This window comes from Halomonas sp. BDJS001 (assembly GCF_026104355.1).
Classification (GTDB): domain Bacteria; phylum Pseudomonadota; class Gammaproteobacteria; order Pseudomonadales; family Halomonadaceae; genus Vreelandella.
Map to the genome: position 1 here is coordinate 1,831,936 of NZ_CP110535.1, position 12,401 is coordinate 1,844,336.

Annotated in this window: 14 protein-coding genes; 11 read left to right on the forward strand and 3 right to left on the reverse strand. The window is 55.9% G+C overall.

Features of this window, described 5'->3' with window-relative positions; translation table 11 throughout:
* Nucleotides 1–37: 37 nt before the first annotated feature.
* Entirely contained in the window at nt 38–1,024 is a 987-nt protein-coding gene (locus OM794_RS08270) for a KpsF/GutQ family sugar-phosphate isomerase (RefSeq protein WP_226249770.1), read from the reverse strand.
* 270 nt (nt 1,025–1,294) lie between these two features.
* Between OM794_RS08270 and OM794_RS08275 the strand changes: the two genes are divergently transcribed.
* From OM794_RS08275 to hisD, 9 genes are all read left to right on the forward strand, one after another.
* Nucleotides 1,295–2,116: an ATP-binding cassette domain-containing protein gene (locus tag OM794_RS08275; RefSeq protein ID WP_226249771.1), complete on the forward strand. Its 822-nt coding sequence runs from the start codon at nt 1,295–1,297 to the stop codon at nt 2,114–2,116.
* A 53-nt stretch (nt 2,117–2,169) separates the two neighbouring features.
* Nucleotides 2,170–2,970 carry a lipid asymmetry maintenance ABC transporter permease subunit MlaE gene (mlaE, locus tag OM794_RS08280; protein ID WP_088698573.1) on the forward strand — a complete coding sequence of 267 codons (801 nt, stop codon included), beginning with the start codon at nt 2,170–2,172 and terminating at the stop codon, nt 2,968–2,970.
* 15 nt (nt 2,971–2,985) lie between these two features.
* On the forward strand, nt 2,986–3,450 hold the full coding sequence (mlaD, locus tag OM794_RS08285; RefSeq protein WP_088698574.1) for an outer membrane lipid asymmetry maintenance protein MlaD: 465 nt from the start codon (nt 2,986–2,988) through the stop codon (nt 3,448–3,450).
* A gap of 90 nt (nt 3,451–3,540) precedes the next feature.
* Nucleotides 3,541–4,182 (forward strand): phospholipid-binding protein MlaC, encoded by a 642-nt coding sequence (locus OM794_RS08290; RefSeq protein WP_413229668.1) that lies wholly within the window; start codon nt 3,541–3,543, stop codon nt 4,180–4,182.
* Nucleotides 4,179–4,517 (forward strand): lipid asymmetry maintenance protein MlaB, encoded by a 339-nt coding sequence (locus OM794_RS08295; protein WP_088698576.1) that lies wholly within the window; start codon nt 4,179–4,181, stop codon nt 4,515–4,517. The genes OM794_RS08290 and OM794_RS08295 overlap by 4 nt, the downstream gene beginning before the upstream one ends.
* A 93-nt stretch (nt 4,518–4,610) precedes the next feature.
* Nucleotides 4,611–4,862, forward strand: a complete 252-nt coding sequence (locus OM794_RS08300) for a BolA family protein (protein WP_007114696.1) — start codon at nt 4,611–4,613, stop codon at nt 4,860–4,862.
* Between the two features lie 10 nt (nt 4,863–4,872).
* Entirely contained in the window at nt 4,873–6,135 is a 1,263-nt protein-coding gene (murA, locus tag OM794_RS08305) for a UDP-N-acetylglucosamine 1-carboxyvinyltransferase (protein ID WP_226249773.1), read from the forward strand.
* 45 nt (nt 6,136–6,180) lie between these two features.
* The gene (gene hisG, locus OM794_RS08310) at nt 6,181–6,834 is read left to right on the forward strand and encodes an ATP phosphoribosyltransferase (protein ID WP_088698578.1); all 654 of its coding nucleotides are present in this window, start codon (nt 6,181–6,183) and stop codon (nt 6,832–6,834) included.
* Between the two features lie 13 nt (nt 6,835–6,847).
* A complete protein-coding gene (gene hisD / locus OM794_RS08315) occupies nt 6,848–8,170 on the forward strand; it encodes a histidinol dehydrogenase (protein WP_226249774.1) in 1,323 nt (440 codons plus the stop codon).
* Between the two features lie 39 nt (nt 8,171–8,209).
* Here the strand turns inward: hisD and OM794_RS08320 are convergent, their stop codons facing one another.
* On the reverse strand, nt 8,210–9,478 hold the full coding sequence (locus OM794_RS08320; RefSeq protein WP_226249775.1) for a Do family serine endopeptidase: 1,269 nt from the start codon (nt 9,476–9,478) through the stop codon (nt 8,210–8,212).
* A 128-nt stretch (nt 9,479–9,606) separates the two neighbouring features.
* Between OM794_RS08320 and OM794_RS08325 the strand changes: the two genes are divergently transcribed.
* The gene (locus OM794_RS08325; RefSeq protein WP_226249776.1) at nt 9,607–10,368 is read left to right on the forward strand and encodes a Nif3-like dinuclear metal center hexameric protein; all 762 of its coding nucleotides are present in this window, start codon (nt 9,607–9,609) and stop codon (nt 10,366–10,368) included.
* A 55-nt stretch (nt 10,369–10,423) separates the two neighbouring features.
* On the opposite strand, the gene OM794_RS08330 is transcribed toward OM794_RS08325, so the two are convergent.
* Nucleotides 10,424–10,882: a YhcB family protein gene (locus tag OM794_RS08330; protein ID WP_226249777.1), complete on the reverse strand. Its 459-nt coding sequence runs from the start codon at nt 10,880–10,882 to the stop codon at nt 10,424–10,426.
* Nucleotides 10,883–11,091: 209 nt separating this feature from the next.
* Here OM794_RS08330 and zapE point away from each other — a divergent pair, with 209 nt between their 5' ends.
* On the forward strand, nt 11,092–12,276 hold the full coding sequence (gene zapE, locus OM794_RS08335; protein WP_226249778.1) for a cell division protein ZapE: 1,185 nt from the start codon (nt 11,092–11,094) through the stop codon (nt 12,274–12,276).
* Nucleotides 12,277–12,401 lie beyond the last annotated feature (125 nt).

Here is a 12,401-nt window from a genome sequence, read left to right on the forward strand (position 1 = left end):
AAATTGGTAAAGCCAGGCGGAGTAAAACGCCGGTAGGTTAAATAACGCCGCTGGCGAGCAGGTCATGCATATGTAGAGCCCCAATAGGGCGCTGTTGTTCATCGACCACCGCGAGCGCGGTAATGCGGCTCTCTTCCATGATGCGTACCGCTTCGGCTGCCAGGATGTCTGGGCCGATGCGTTTGCCTGGCCGGGTCATAACGTCGTCAACGCGCACATCGCGTAGATTATGGAACTGATCCAGCGTGCGTCGCAGGTCGCCATCGGTGTAGACCCCGGCGAGGCGCCCATCGCTATCCACCACACAGGTAAAGCCAAGCCCTTGTCGGGTGATCTCCAATAACGCATCGCGAAGTGGGCTGCCCAGTGCGACCTGGGGTAGTCGCTCGCCATCATGCATCAGGTCTCTCACACGCAGCAGTAGGCGCTTGCCTAAGCTTCCGCCAGGGTGGGAAAGGGCGAAGTCTTCAGCGGTAAAGCCGCGTGCTTCCAGCAATGCAACCGCCAGGGCATCACCCAGGGCGAGAGCAGCGGTGGTGGAGCTGGTGGGAGCAAGGTCGAGCGGGCACGCCTCACGCTCAACGCCACTATCGAGATGCGCGTCAGCGTGTTTGGCAAGCGTGGAGTGGGGGCGGCCGGTCATGCTCACCAACGGGGTGCCAAGGCGTTTAAGCAGCGGCAGAAGGGCAGTGACTTCGGCTGTTTCCCCCGAGTTGGATAACGCCAGCACCACATCGGCGCGGGTAATCATGCCTAGATCGCCGTGGCTGGCTTCACCGGGGTGAACGAAAAAGGCCGGTGTGCCCGTGCTGGCCAGTGTCGCTGCCAGCTTGCCTGCAATATGCCCCGACTTGCCCATGCCTGTCACCACCACGCGGCCTTGGCAGGCGAGGATCAGCTCGCAGGCGCGGTCAAAGCTTTCGTCCAGTTTAGCTTGGAGGCCCCCAATCGCTGCCTGCTCAATTTGCAGCGTACGCAGTGCGCTTTCGCGTAGTAGGCTGGATGAAGCAGGAGGCTGGCGCATAGCGTTTTCTCTTAACAATTGAAAATGAACAAAGTGGTAACCGCCAAGAATAACATCTCGATACCCCTAATAGGCAGTAATTGAGGCCGTTGCTCAAGGCGACTGGTGTTGACGAGCTACCTAAGGAGAGCCCATTCGCACCGTAATGTCTTGTAGCGTTATAGTACGATGTTCGATAATGTTTTAGAAACACTGTTTTCTAACTGCGGTCGCAGCAAGTAGGTTATGCTACTTGGTTCTGGCCGTGCCAAGTTAAGAGTCAACTGATCCATGACAGATGCACCCTTTATAGAAATTGAAGAGCTCTATTTTTCACGTGGCGATCACGAAATTTTCCGTGGGGTGAATATGACCATACCGCGGGGTAAAGTGACCGCGATCATGGGGCCGAGCGGTACCGGTAAAACCACGCTGCTAAAGCTGATCGGCGGTCAGTTGACGCCGGAGAGCGGGCGAATACTGATTGACGGGCAGGATGTGCATAAGCTTTCGCGGAAGGCGCTATTCACGCTACGCAAGCGGATGGGCATGCTGTTTCAGAGTGGTGCGCTGTTTTCCGATCTGGATGTGTTTGAGAACGTTGCCTTTCCGCTGCGGGTGCATACGGATTTGCCCAATACCATGGTTCGCGACCTGGTATTGCTCAAGCTACAGTCAGTTGGCTTGCGCGGTGCGCGAAACTTAACACCTGCTGAGCTTTCCGGGGGGATGGCGCGTCGGGTGGCTTTGGCCCGTGCGGTCGCGCTGGATCCAGAACTGATTCTGTACGATGAACCTTTCGTAGGCCAGGATCCCATCTCCATGGGGGTATTGGTACAGTTGATTAAGCGTCTTAACCAAGCGCTTCAGCTCACCTCTGTGGTGGTCTCTCATGATATCAAAGAGACCTTGAGCATTGCCGATTACCTCTACCTGATTGCCGATGGTCAAGTGGTGGCTCATGGCACCCCGCAGACCTTGGACACCAATGAAGACCCGCGGGTTAGTCAGTTTATCCATGGTGAGCCCGATGGCCCGGTGCCATTCCACTACCCCGCCGAGGCGTTTTATCGCGATATTCTGGGTGACGCCCCGATGACACAGATAGGTTAGGTGACCACGTTAGCGTCAATGCACACATGCAGGGTAAATAAAGGGCAGGGTTAATGCAGTCAAAATTCTCTAACAGCGCCGCGCGTATCACCCGGCTGGGGCGCCGGGGGTGCGACTTAATGGAAGCATTGGGTCGAGCGGGTGTGTTTCTATTTCAGTCAGCGGTGGGTGTGCCTTCCCGAGAAGGTTGGCGGTTATGGTTGCACCAGATGCACTTTGTTGGCGTGCTTTCGTTAGCTATTGTGCTGGTGTCGGGACTGTTTATCGGCATGGTGCTGGCGCTGCAGGGCTACACCATTCTGGTCGATTTCGGCGCAGAGCAGGCGCTGGGTCAAATGGTGGCGCTTTCGCTATTGCGAGAGCTGGCGCCAGTGGTGGCGGCACTGCTGTTTGCCGGGCGGGCGGGCTCTGCGCTTACCGCCGAGATCGGTTTGATGAAAGCGACCGAGCAGCTCACCAGCATGGAGATGATCGGCGTTGATCCCCTGCGTCGTGTGGTGGCCCCGCGTTTATGGGCAGGCTTTGTGTCGCTGCCTATTCTGACGGTGGGGTTTAGCGTGGTGGGTATCTGGGGGGGGTACCTGGTGGGGGTTGAGTGGCTAGGCGTTTTTGAGGGTTCCTACTGGAGTAACATGCAGGCCAGCGTAGCCTTTGTCGATGATATTGGTAACGGCATGATCAAAAGCGCTGTATTTGCCCTGGTGGTGACCTGGATTGCGGTATTCCAGGGGTATGATTTGGTGCCGACTTCTGAAGGTATCTCGCGTGCTACGACGCGCACAGTAGTGTATTCGTCCCTGGCAGTGTTGGGGCTTGATTTTGTATTGACCGCCATCATGTTTGGCGGCCTTTAATGCTGGAGCAGTTTCATGAAACGCAGTAAAACCATGGAGTTCGGTGTTGGCCTGTTTATGGTGGCAGGCATCCTGGGGCTGGTGTTCCTAGGCTTACGTGTTAGTGGACTGACGTTCTCTGCGCCCTCGCAGTCATTTCAGCTAGAGGCCAACTTTGCCAATATTGGCAGCTTAAAGCCCCGCGCCAGGGTCACTATGGCTGGCGTGACGGTGGGGCGGGTGGAGGCGATCGAGCTGGATACCGAGTGGTTTGATGCGCGGGTCGTGCTAAGTCTGGACAGTGAGCTTGAAGGTCAGCTTTCCAAAGACTCGATCGCCTCTATCCTGACGGCAGGCCTGTTGGGTGAGCAGTACATTGGGCTTAGTGTGGGCGGTGACCCTGAGATGTTGGAAGATGGCGACACCATTCGCGACACCCAGTCGGCGTTGGTGCTGGAAGAACTTATTCAGCAATTTGTGTCCAATATGGCGAGCAACTAGTGTTTCAAGTGGCAGGCACGAATCCAGTGTGATAATGGGCCCAGTGCGATAACGGGTAGGGAGATAATGGTGATGAATGGAGTGAGCTTGATGTTGGGTCGTTGGCTCTTGGTGATCAGTATGGTGGCAGCGTTAATGGTGCCACTGCAGTCCCAGGCGCAGTCGCAGACACCAGAAGCAAAGATTCGCGAGAACGTCGAGTCACTAATGGCGGATATTGAGGGTCGCAAGGATTATTATGCCAATAACCTTAGCGAGCTTGAGGCGTTAGTGGATAGTAATCTCGACCAAGTAGCGGATTTTCGCTATATCGGTGCCAGCGTAATGGGCAATTATTTCCGCAATGCTACTCCGGAGCAGCGCCGTCGTTTTGTGGATGTGTTTCGGCAAACGCTGATCGATACCTACACCCGCGGCTTGGTGACGTTTGATTATGATGAGCTACGGGTACTGGATTCCCAGCAGGCTCAGCGCCACGACGATCAGGCCAGTGTGGCGATGGAAGTAGTGGCCAGCGATGGCCAAGTGTACCCCGTCAGTTATAGCCTGAGGCTCTCCGACGGTGAGTGGCGGGTGGTAAACGTGATCGTTAACGGCATTAATTTGGGCCTGACGTTCCGCAATCAGTTTGACCAAGCCATGCGCGAAAACAACCGCGATTATGATGCGGTTATTGACGGCTGGTCGCCTGAAGTGGGCGTTGAGGAGCTTGAGCAGGGAGGCGATGCGTGACAGCGCTGTTTTCACGCCCCGGCGTCACGGTGAGTGAAGAAAACGCCACCCTGCTTGTGGCCGGCGATGTGGACGTCACCTTGGCGGCCGACTTGGCCGCCAGTGGCGTTAAATGGCTCAAGCAAACCGAACTAACCACCATCAGTTTAGATTTTAGTCGCGTTGAGAAAGCCAGCAGTGTTGCTATCAGCGTGCTATTTGAATGGCTGCGCATTTGTCGGCAGCGCGGTATTCAGGTTCAGGCCATTCTTTTGTCAGCGCCGCTACGCCGCCTTGCCTCCCTGGCTGAGTTGGATGCTTTGATTGAGCAGCCAGCCACTACTCTGGCCGTTTAACGCTGCGGCATCGCCAAGCGCACTGCTTTTCTTTATTATGTCGACCCAATTACGTTCATTAATAACGATGACCCCAAAGGAGTTCTCTGCGCCATGCAACCCAATGAGGTAAAAGCACTGCTTGAATCCCGTATCGACGGATGCCAGTTCCATATCCAGGGTGAAGGCTGTAACTTTCAGGTGATTGCGGTTGGCGATGCCTTTGAAGGTCTCTCTCCGGTCAAGCGTCAGCAGCTTGTTTACGCTGCACTGAGCGATGAGATCGCCTCGGGTGCGCTCCACGCTATTAGCATCAAAACGTTTACTCCGGCGCAGTGGCAAACTGCACCGGAAAACGTTCAATAACGGTCGCCCCATGGATAAGTTAATCATTACCGGCAACGGATCGGTAGACGGTGAAGTGTGGGTGAGCGGTGCCAAAAATGCGGCGCTGCCTATTCTGTGTGCCAGCCTGTTGGCCGATGGTCCCGTGATCATCGGTAATTTGCCGCACCTGCAGGATATTACCACCACGCTAGAACTGCTTGGCCGCATGGGCGTTGAGCCGGTGATGGGTGAGAAACTGAGTATTCAGTTGGATGGATCCCAGGTTACCCAGTGCCATGCGCCCTATGAGCTGGTTAAAAAAATGCGTGCCTCCATCCTGGTGCTGGGCCCTCTGCTTGCCCACTTCGGTAAAGCCGATGTGTCGCTACCCGGTGGGTGCGCCATTGGCTCGCGCCCGGTGGATTTACACATTCGCGGTTTGGAAGCCATGGGGGCGGAGATTCGCGTGGAGGCTGGCTATATTCGAGCGCGGGTTGATGGTCGACTAAAAGGGGCGACTATCTACTTCGATACCGTGACAGTGACCGGTACCGAAAATCTGCTGATGGCGGCCACCTTGGCCGATGGCAAAACCGTTCTGGAAAACGCGGCCCGCGAGCCTGAAATCGTCGACTTGGCCGAGTGCTTGATCAAAATGGGCGCTAACATCAGCGGCCAAGGAACCGACACCATCACCATCGAAGGTGTCGAGAAGCTGCACGGCTGCGAACACGATGTCATGCCCGACCGTATTGAGACGGGCACGTTTCTAGTTGCCGCCGCCATGACCGGTGGGCGGGTTAAGGTCAAGCGTACCCGCGCCGACATCCTGGATGCCGTTATCGCCAAGTTGGAAGAGGCGGGTGCCGAAGTCACCAGTGGCGACGACTGGATTGCCCTGGACATGCACGGTAAACGCCCCAAGGCGGTCAATATTCGCACCGCGCCCTATCCGGCGTTTCCTACTGATATGCAGGCGCAGTTCGTGGCCATGAATGCCGTGGCGGTCGGGCACTCTCGGGTAGTCGAGACGATTTTCGAAAACCGCTTTATGCACGTTCAAGAGCTAAACCGCATGGGCGCCAACATCGTGCTGGAGGGCAACACCGCCTTGATCGAGGGGGTCGAGAAGCTCTCCGGTGCGCCGGTAATGGCCACCGACCTGCGTGCGTCTGCTTCGCTGGTGATTGCAGCCATGATGGCCGATGGCGAAACGCTGGTGGATCGCATCTATCACATTGACCGTGGCTACGAGTGTATCGAAGAGAAACTGCAGCTGCTGGGTGCGCGTATTCGCCGTATACCCGGCTAAGTCATGCTATGAATCCCTGCATTCGAATAACGACGGGCCAATACGATGAGTAAGCAACTGATTTTAGCCCTCTCCAAGGGCCGTATTCTGGAAGAGACGCTGCCGCTGCTAGCCGATGCGGGGATTTCGCCTGCCGAAGATCTTAGCAAAAGTCGCAAGCTGCTATTTGACACCAACTTACCCGACGTAAAGCTGGTGATTATCCGTGCCACTGACGTCCCCACTTACGTTCAGCTTGGGGCGGCCGATGTTGGCATCGCAGGCAAAGATGTGCTGCTTGAGCACGGTGCTGAAGGACTTTATGAGCCACTGGATTTGGAAATTGCCCGCTGTAAGTTGATGACCGCGGGGGTGACCGGTCAGTTGCCAGCCCGTGCCCGGCGTCGGGTGGCCACGAAATTTGTTAACGTGGCGCGCCGTTATTACGCCGAGCAGGGCATCCAGGCCGAGGTGATCAAACTCTACGGTGCCATGGAGCTGGCGCCGTTAATGAACCTGGCCGATGAGATTGTCGATATCGTCGATACCGGCAACACCCTGAGGGCAAATGGCATGGAGCCGCGTGAGCTTATCGCCCATATCAGCACCCGGCTGGTGGTGAATAAAGCCGCCATGACCATGAAGCATGAGCGCATTAAGCCGCTACTCGACCGCTTGGGCAGTGCGGTCAAAAAGCGTCAGACCCAGCTTGCCGAATGATGTGAGGTGACCCATGAGTGAATGCCAACAGACGACTGCTACGATTTCACGCCTATCGACAAGCGATGCTGCCTTTCACCACCGGCTGGATGCGCTGTTGGGTTGGGAAGGGGTGTCTGATAAAGCGGTGCAGACGCGGGTAGCGGAAATTCTTGCCAGCGTAAAACAGCGCGGCGATGCCGCGGTCGTGGAAGCCACTAACCGCTTTGACCGGCTTGCTGTTACTTCCATGGATGAATTGACGTTAACGCCTGAACAGTTGGAGAGCGCCTTTCATAACTTGCCTGCTGAGCAGCGCGAGGCGCTCTCCAGTGCCGCCGAGCGGATTAAGCGCTACCACGAGCGCCAAAAGCCTAATTCCTGGCAATACGAAGAGGCAGACGGCACGGTGCTGGGGCAGAAAGTCACCCCGCTGGATCGTGCCGGTATTTATGTCCCAGGGGGGAAGGCGGCTTACCCCTCCTCGGTGTTAATGAATGCAATCCCTGCCCATGTGGCCGGTGTGCGCGAAATCGTTATGGTCGTGCCTACCCCGGACGGGGTGCTCAATGAGCTGGTGTTGGCTGCGGCCCATTTGGCAGGTGTCGACTATGTGTTTACGATTGGCGGTGCCCAGGCGGTCGCAGCGCTTGCTTACGGCACTGAAAGTGTTCCCCGGGTCGATAAAATTGTCGGCCCTGGCAATATTTATGTGGCCACGGCTAAGCGTGCGGTATTTGGTCAGGTGGGCATTGATATGATTGCCGGGCCTTCGGAAATTATGGTGGTTTCCGATGGGCTGACCGATCCTGAATGGCTGGCGATGGATCTGTTCTCCCAGGCGGAGCATGACGAAGATGCCCAGGCGATCCTGGTGAGCTGGGATGCCGAGCACTTAGATGCCGTCGAGGCCGCGATTGAAAGGCTGCTGCCGAGCTTGGAGCGTGAAGCGATTGTGCGTGAATCGCTGCGCCGACGTGGCGCCTTGGTGCTCTGTCAGGACGCCCAGGAAGCCATTACGCTGATTAACCGGGTTGCCCCTGAGCACCTGGAGCTCTCCGTCGCCGCCCCCGATACATGGTTAGACGATATTCGCCATGCCGGGGCCATCTTTATGGGGCGTTACACCGCCGAGGCGCTGGGTGATTACTGTGCTGGGCCAAATCACGTGCTGCCTACCTCTGGCACGGCGCGCTTCTCTTCACCGTTGGGCGTTTACGATTTCCAGAAGCGCTCTTCGATTATTCACTGCTCTGCAGACGGCGCTTCTGAGCTGGGTAAAATTGCCTCGGTATTGGCCCGGGGGGAGTCGCTAACGGCCCACGCCCGCTCAGCGGAGTACCGTATCCGCGACTGATACATACAGAGGGCCACTCCAGCGCGCGCATATTGCAAACTATGAGTCGCGCTGGCCGGGGGTCTCTTGATTAATGGGGATGGTTGGTAGCGGGCGCTCTCCCACTTCCAGCGTCATTTCCATGCGCTCACCGCTGCGCACAATGGTTAGCGGTAGTGACGTGCCGGGTGGAATCGAGGCAATTTCGCTCATCGTCGAACGGGCATCCAGAATCGGCTGACCATCGACGGCAAGAAGTACATCGCCGGGCTCCAGGCCTGCTTTTGCGGCGGGCCCTCCGCTGACAACACCGGCGACGATCACCCCTTGAGGTGTTTGCAGGCCAAAAGAGGCGGCTAATTCCCTTGATAGCGCCTGCGCTTCTATGCCCAGCCAGCCCCGAATCACACGCCCTTGAGTAACCAGCTCATCCAGGATGCTATGAGCAAGATTGGCAGGAATGGCAAAGCCAATGCCCTGAGAGCCACCTGAGCGTGAGAAAATCGCCGTATTGATCCCCACCATGGCGCCCTCGGCATTGACCAGCGCGCCACCCGAATTACCCGGATTGATCGCCGCGTCTGTTTGAATAAAGTCTTCGTAGGCGTTTAGCCCTAAATGATTTCGCCCGGTGGCGCTAATGATGCCCATGGTGACCGTCTGGCCGACCCCAAAAGGGTTGCCAATAGCGAGCGCTACATCGCCTACGGCAACATCGGCGGAGTCTGTTAGTTCAATAACCGGTAAGTCGTCCAGGTTGATTTTCAGCACGGCCAAATCACTTTCAGGGTCTGTGCCGATCACCTCTGCAATGGTTTCGCGTCCGTCACGCAGGGCGACCTGAATTTCATCAGCGCCATTGATGACGTGGTGATTGGTCAGCACGTAGCCGTCTTCGCTGACGATAACGCCAGAGCCTAGACTGGAGAGCATGCGTTGATGGGTCGTGGCGTCATCGCCCTGATTATCGAAAAATTGCTGAAAAAAGGGGTCAGACATCAGCGGGTGCTGATCGCGCTCAACAATGCGTGAAGAGTAAATGTTAACCACCGCAGGGGCTGCTTGCTCCACCGCCCTGGCGTAACTTACCGGCCCCTCGTTTCGGGATAGCGGTGCTGCCTCATGGATTTCAGGGGCAGGGCGATCCGAGCGCGGCTCTACTGCTGCGGGCACGTTTGAAACGACCGGGGCAGGAGCCTGCTGAGGGGGTTGTGGCGATGAGTCACGAAACGGGTTAGGCAACTGCTCGGGGAGTGCAAACAGGATCACTACAGCGAGCAGCACGCCAGTGATAATAGGCCATAAGTAAGGCAGCACGTAGCGTCGCATGCAATCAATTCCTTAACGGGTCGGTCTCACTGTTCGCGATAAAAAGCAGCGAGTTTTACAATGGTTTTATGGTAACACTTTCTTAGCAAGTACCTCACGGATGCAGTTCAATCAATCAAGGGTGCAATATGATCCATCGTGACCAATTAGTGGCAGCCTGTGACCATCAGTTGCGTGCGACAGCGTTTAAAGATTTTACCATTAATGGTTTACAGGTCGCGGGTAGCGAGCAGGTTAAGCGCGTTTTGACAGGCGTTACTGCCTGTCAGGCGCTACTGGACGAAGCCGTTGCCTGGCAGGCTGATATGGTGCTGGTGCATCACGGCTACTTTTGGAAAAACGAACCCGTGGCGATTACCGGCATGAAGCAGAGGCGGATTAAAACCCTGCTTGATAATGGAATCAGCCTGCTAGCCTATCATCTGCCCCTGGATGCCCATGCAGAGATGGGCAATAACGCTGAACTGGCCAGGCGTCTTGGGTGGAAAGTAGAGGGGTGTATTGATGGCGAGTTGGGGGAGGGGCTGCTGTGGTCAGGGCGTTTGCCCCAGCCGCATTCGATCAATGAGCTGGGGGCGCAAATAGCGCAAACCTTGCAGCGTGAACCTTTGGTGATCGAAGCTCCGCAGGTGGGAGCAATTGAGCGTATCGCCTGGTGCACCGGTGGGGCGCAGGACATGATCACTGACGCTTTTGATGCTGGTGCCCAGGTGTTTGTTTCCGGTGAAATATCTGAAAGGACGACTCACCTGGCACGAGAAATGGGCATTCACTATATCGCCGCAGGGCATCATGCCACCGAGCGCTATGGGATTCAGGCGCTGGGCGAATGGCTAAGTGATGAGTACGGCGTTGAGCACCGGTTTGTGGATATTAATAACCCGGCATAACGCTGTCAGCACCCTGAAAGGCCGCTAGCGTATACCGGGGGCAGTGGTGAGTCGTTTAGTAACGTGGAGGCTGGGGCGTTGTCGCCTCTTTGCCCTTCAAGCCAAAGTCTTCCGACAGCGTGCCGCCCTTGCCATCCGCATAGTCGCGGGGCATGGAAGGGGTGCTGGTGTCCGTCGCTGTCTGCTGCTCTCGCGTTGAATCGATGCCCGACAGATCAAGGCTAGGCTGAATGGATGCGTCACGAATATCCCACTCCGCGGCGTCCTCTTTGAGCTGAAGCTCTAGTTGGTTGGCTTCATCGCGGATATTGCTTAGGCGTTGATAAATACCCGTTAAATGACTGCCAACGCTGTTCTTCATCTCGGCAATCTGGTGTTCGCGTTCGAGCAGCTTTTGGCGCATGGAAGCAGCCTCTCGCTGGCCTTTGCTTAAGAGGCGAAAAGCGACCGCCCCAACGATCAGGCCGACGATAAAACCGATGATGGCAAATGTTAATGGTGAGCTCGCGTCCACAGTGTTCTCCCTGGCGCCTTGAATATAACAGTTAGGCTGCTTTAGCTAGCAGCTTAAGAATCGAACAGGCTGCCATTATAGGCGTCACTCAGCCGGTTGGGTCAATCCGCTCATGCGCTTAGATGTCTCTACAGGTATAATCACACCCTTACTTGAGGTTGCCAGTGGTTAAGCTGGCTGCTGCCTTACATGCTGTAGGAGGCGAGTGCATGTCATCATTATCTGCGGGTAGGGCAACGGCAAAAACGCGCCCTACATCGCCTATAGAGCGCTATCGGGCTGACTTGGAGCGCGATGATTTTCAGTACGATGCAGCCCAGGAGTTGGCGGTCAAGCATCTTCAGCGGCTTTACGATGAACTTGTTGCGGCACCTACGACCGCGCCCAAAGCCCTGGTCGCTCATAAAGGTCTAAGAGCTAAAATGGCGGGGTTGATGGGCAAGAAGGTCTCGACGTCTGACGAGCCTGTCTTGCCTAGTGTCAAGGGGCTCTACTTTTGGGGCGGGGTAGGGCGTGGTAAGACCTACTTAGTGGATACCTTCTATGAAGCCTTGCCCTTTCCAGACAAAATGCGCACCCATTTTCATCGTTTTATGCAGCGCGTTCATAATGAACTGACCCACTACAAAGGTGAAAAGAATCCACTCAACCTCATCGCAGGTAAATTTGCCACCGAGGCGCGGGTTATCTGCTTTGATGAGTTTTTTGTCAAAGATATTACCGATGCGATGATTCTTGCCAATTTGCTGGAGGCGCTGTTCGAGCGTGGGGTAGTGTTAGTGGCGACCTCCAATATTGTGCCTAATGATTTGTACAAAGATGGCCTCCAGCGGGCGCGCTTTTTGCCAGCCATTGAGCTGGTAAATCGCCACTGTGAGGTGGTTAACGTCGACTCAGGGGTTGATTATCGGCTCCGGGCGTTAGAGCGGGCGGCGATCTTTTATTCACCGCTGGATGAGGCGGCTGAAGGTGAGCTGGCGCGTAGCTTTCGGGAAATCGCCGGACACGAGGGCGAGTCAGGCGCGTCGCTAGAGGTAAATCATCGTGTACTTAAAACGCGCCGGCTGCACGATGACGTCGCCTGGTTTGAATTTCTTGAGCTCTGTGATGGGCCGCGTAGTCAAAACGACTACATTGAGCTGGCCCGTGAGTTCCATACGGTGTTGGTTTCCAATGTAAAGCGTATGGGGGCCAGGCAGGATGATCAGGCGCGCCGCTTTATTAATATGGTGGACGAGTTTTATGACCGCGGTGTGAAGCTGCTAATGTCTGCAGATGCGCCGATCGAAGAGCTTTATAGCGATGGGAAGCTAACGTTTGAGTTCCAGCGAACGCTCTCTCGCCTCCAGGAGATGCAGTCCAAGGAGTACCTGGCGCTGGCGCACAAGCCTTAAGGGGTGTCGGCTCAGTAAAAAAGTCACGAAACGGCTTAACTTGTCATCAGCCTTACTGTAGAATGCCGCCTCGCTGCATGTTGCTGGTGTAAGCCAGCAACCAAAAAGAATAGGGATGGTGCTTC

What these genes read in the sequence shown, in the direction of transcription:
- murA (WP_226249773.1), top strand. Translation starts at nt 4,873, where the DNA reads ATGGATAAGTTAATCATTACCGGCAACGGATCGGTAGACGGTGAAGTG.
- hisD (WP_226249774.1), top strand. Translation starts at nt 6,848, where the DNA reads ATGAGTGAATGCCAACAGACGACTGCTACGATTTCACGCCTATCGACA.
- OM794_RS08300 (WP_007114696.1), top strand. Translation starts at nt 4,611, where the DNA reads ATGCAACCCAATGAGGTAAAAGCACTGCTTGAATCCCGTATCGACGGA.
- zapE (WP_226249778.1), top strand. Translation starts at nt 11,092, where the DNA reads ATGTCATCATTATCTGCGGGTAGGGCAACGGCAAAAACGCGCCCTACA.
- OM794_RS08290 (WP_413229668.1), top strand. Translation starts at nt 3,541, where the DNA reads ATGTTGGGTCGTTGGCTCTTGGTGATCAGTATGGTGGCAGCGTTAATG.
- mlaD (WP_088698574.1), top strand. Translation starts at nt 2,986, where the DNA reads ATGAAACGCAGTAAAACCATGGAGTTCGGTGTTGGCCTGTTTATGGTG.
- OM794_RS08270 (WP_226249770.1), bottom strand. Translation starts at nt 1,024, where the DNA reads ATGCGCCAGCCTCCTGCTTCATCCAGCCTACTACGCGAAAGCGCACTG.
- OM794_RS08325 (WP_226249776.1), top strand. Translation starts at nt 9,607, where the DNA reads ATGATCCATCGTGACCAATTAGTGGCAGCCTGTGACCATCAGTTGCGT.
- OM794_RS08320 (WP_226249775.1), bottom strand. Translation starts at nt 9,478, where the DNA reads ATGCGACGCTACGTGCTGCCTTACTTATGGCCTATTATCACTGGCGTG.
- hisG (WP_088698578.1), top strand. Translation starts at nt 6,181, where the DNA reads ATGAGTAAGCAACTGATTTTAGCCCTCTCCAAGGGCCGTATTCTGGAA.
- OM794_RS08275 (WP_226249771.1), top strand. Translation starts at nt 1,295, where the DNA reads ATGACAGATGCACCCTTTATAGAAATTGAAGAGCTCTATTTTTCACGT.
- mlaE (WP_088698573.1), top strand. Translation starts at nt 2,170, where the DNA reads ATGCAGTCAAAATTCTCTAACAGCGCCGCGCGTATCACCCGGCTGGGG.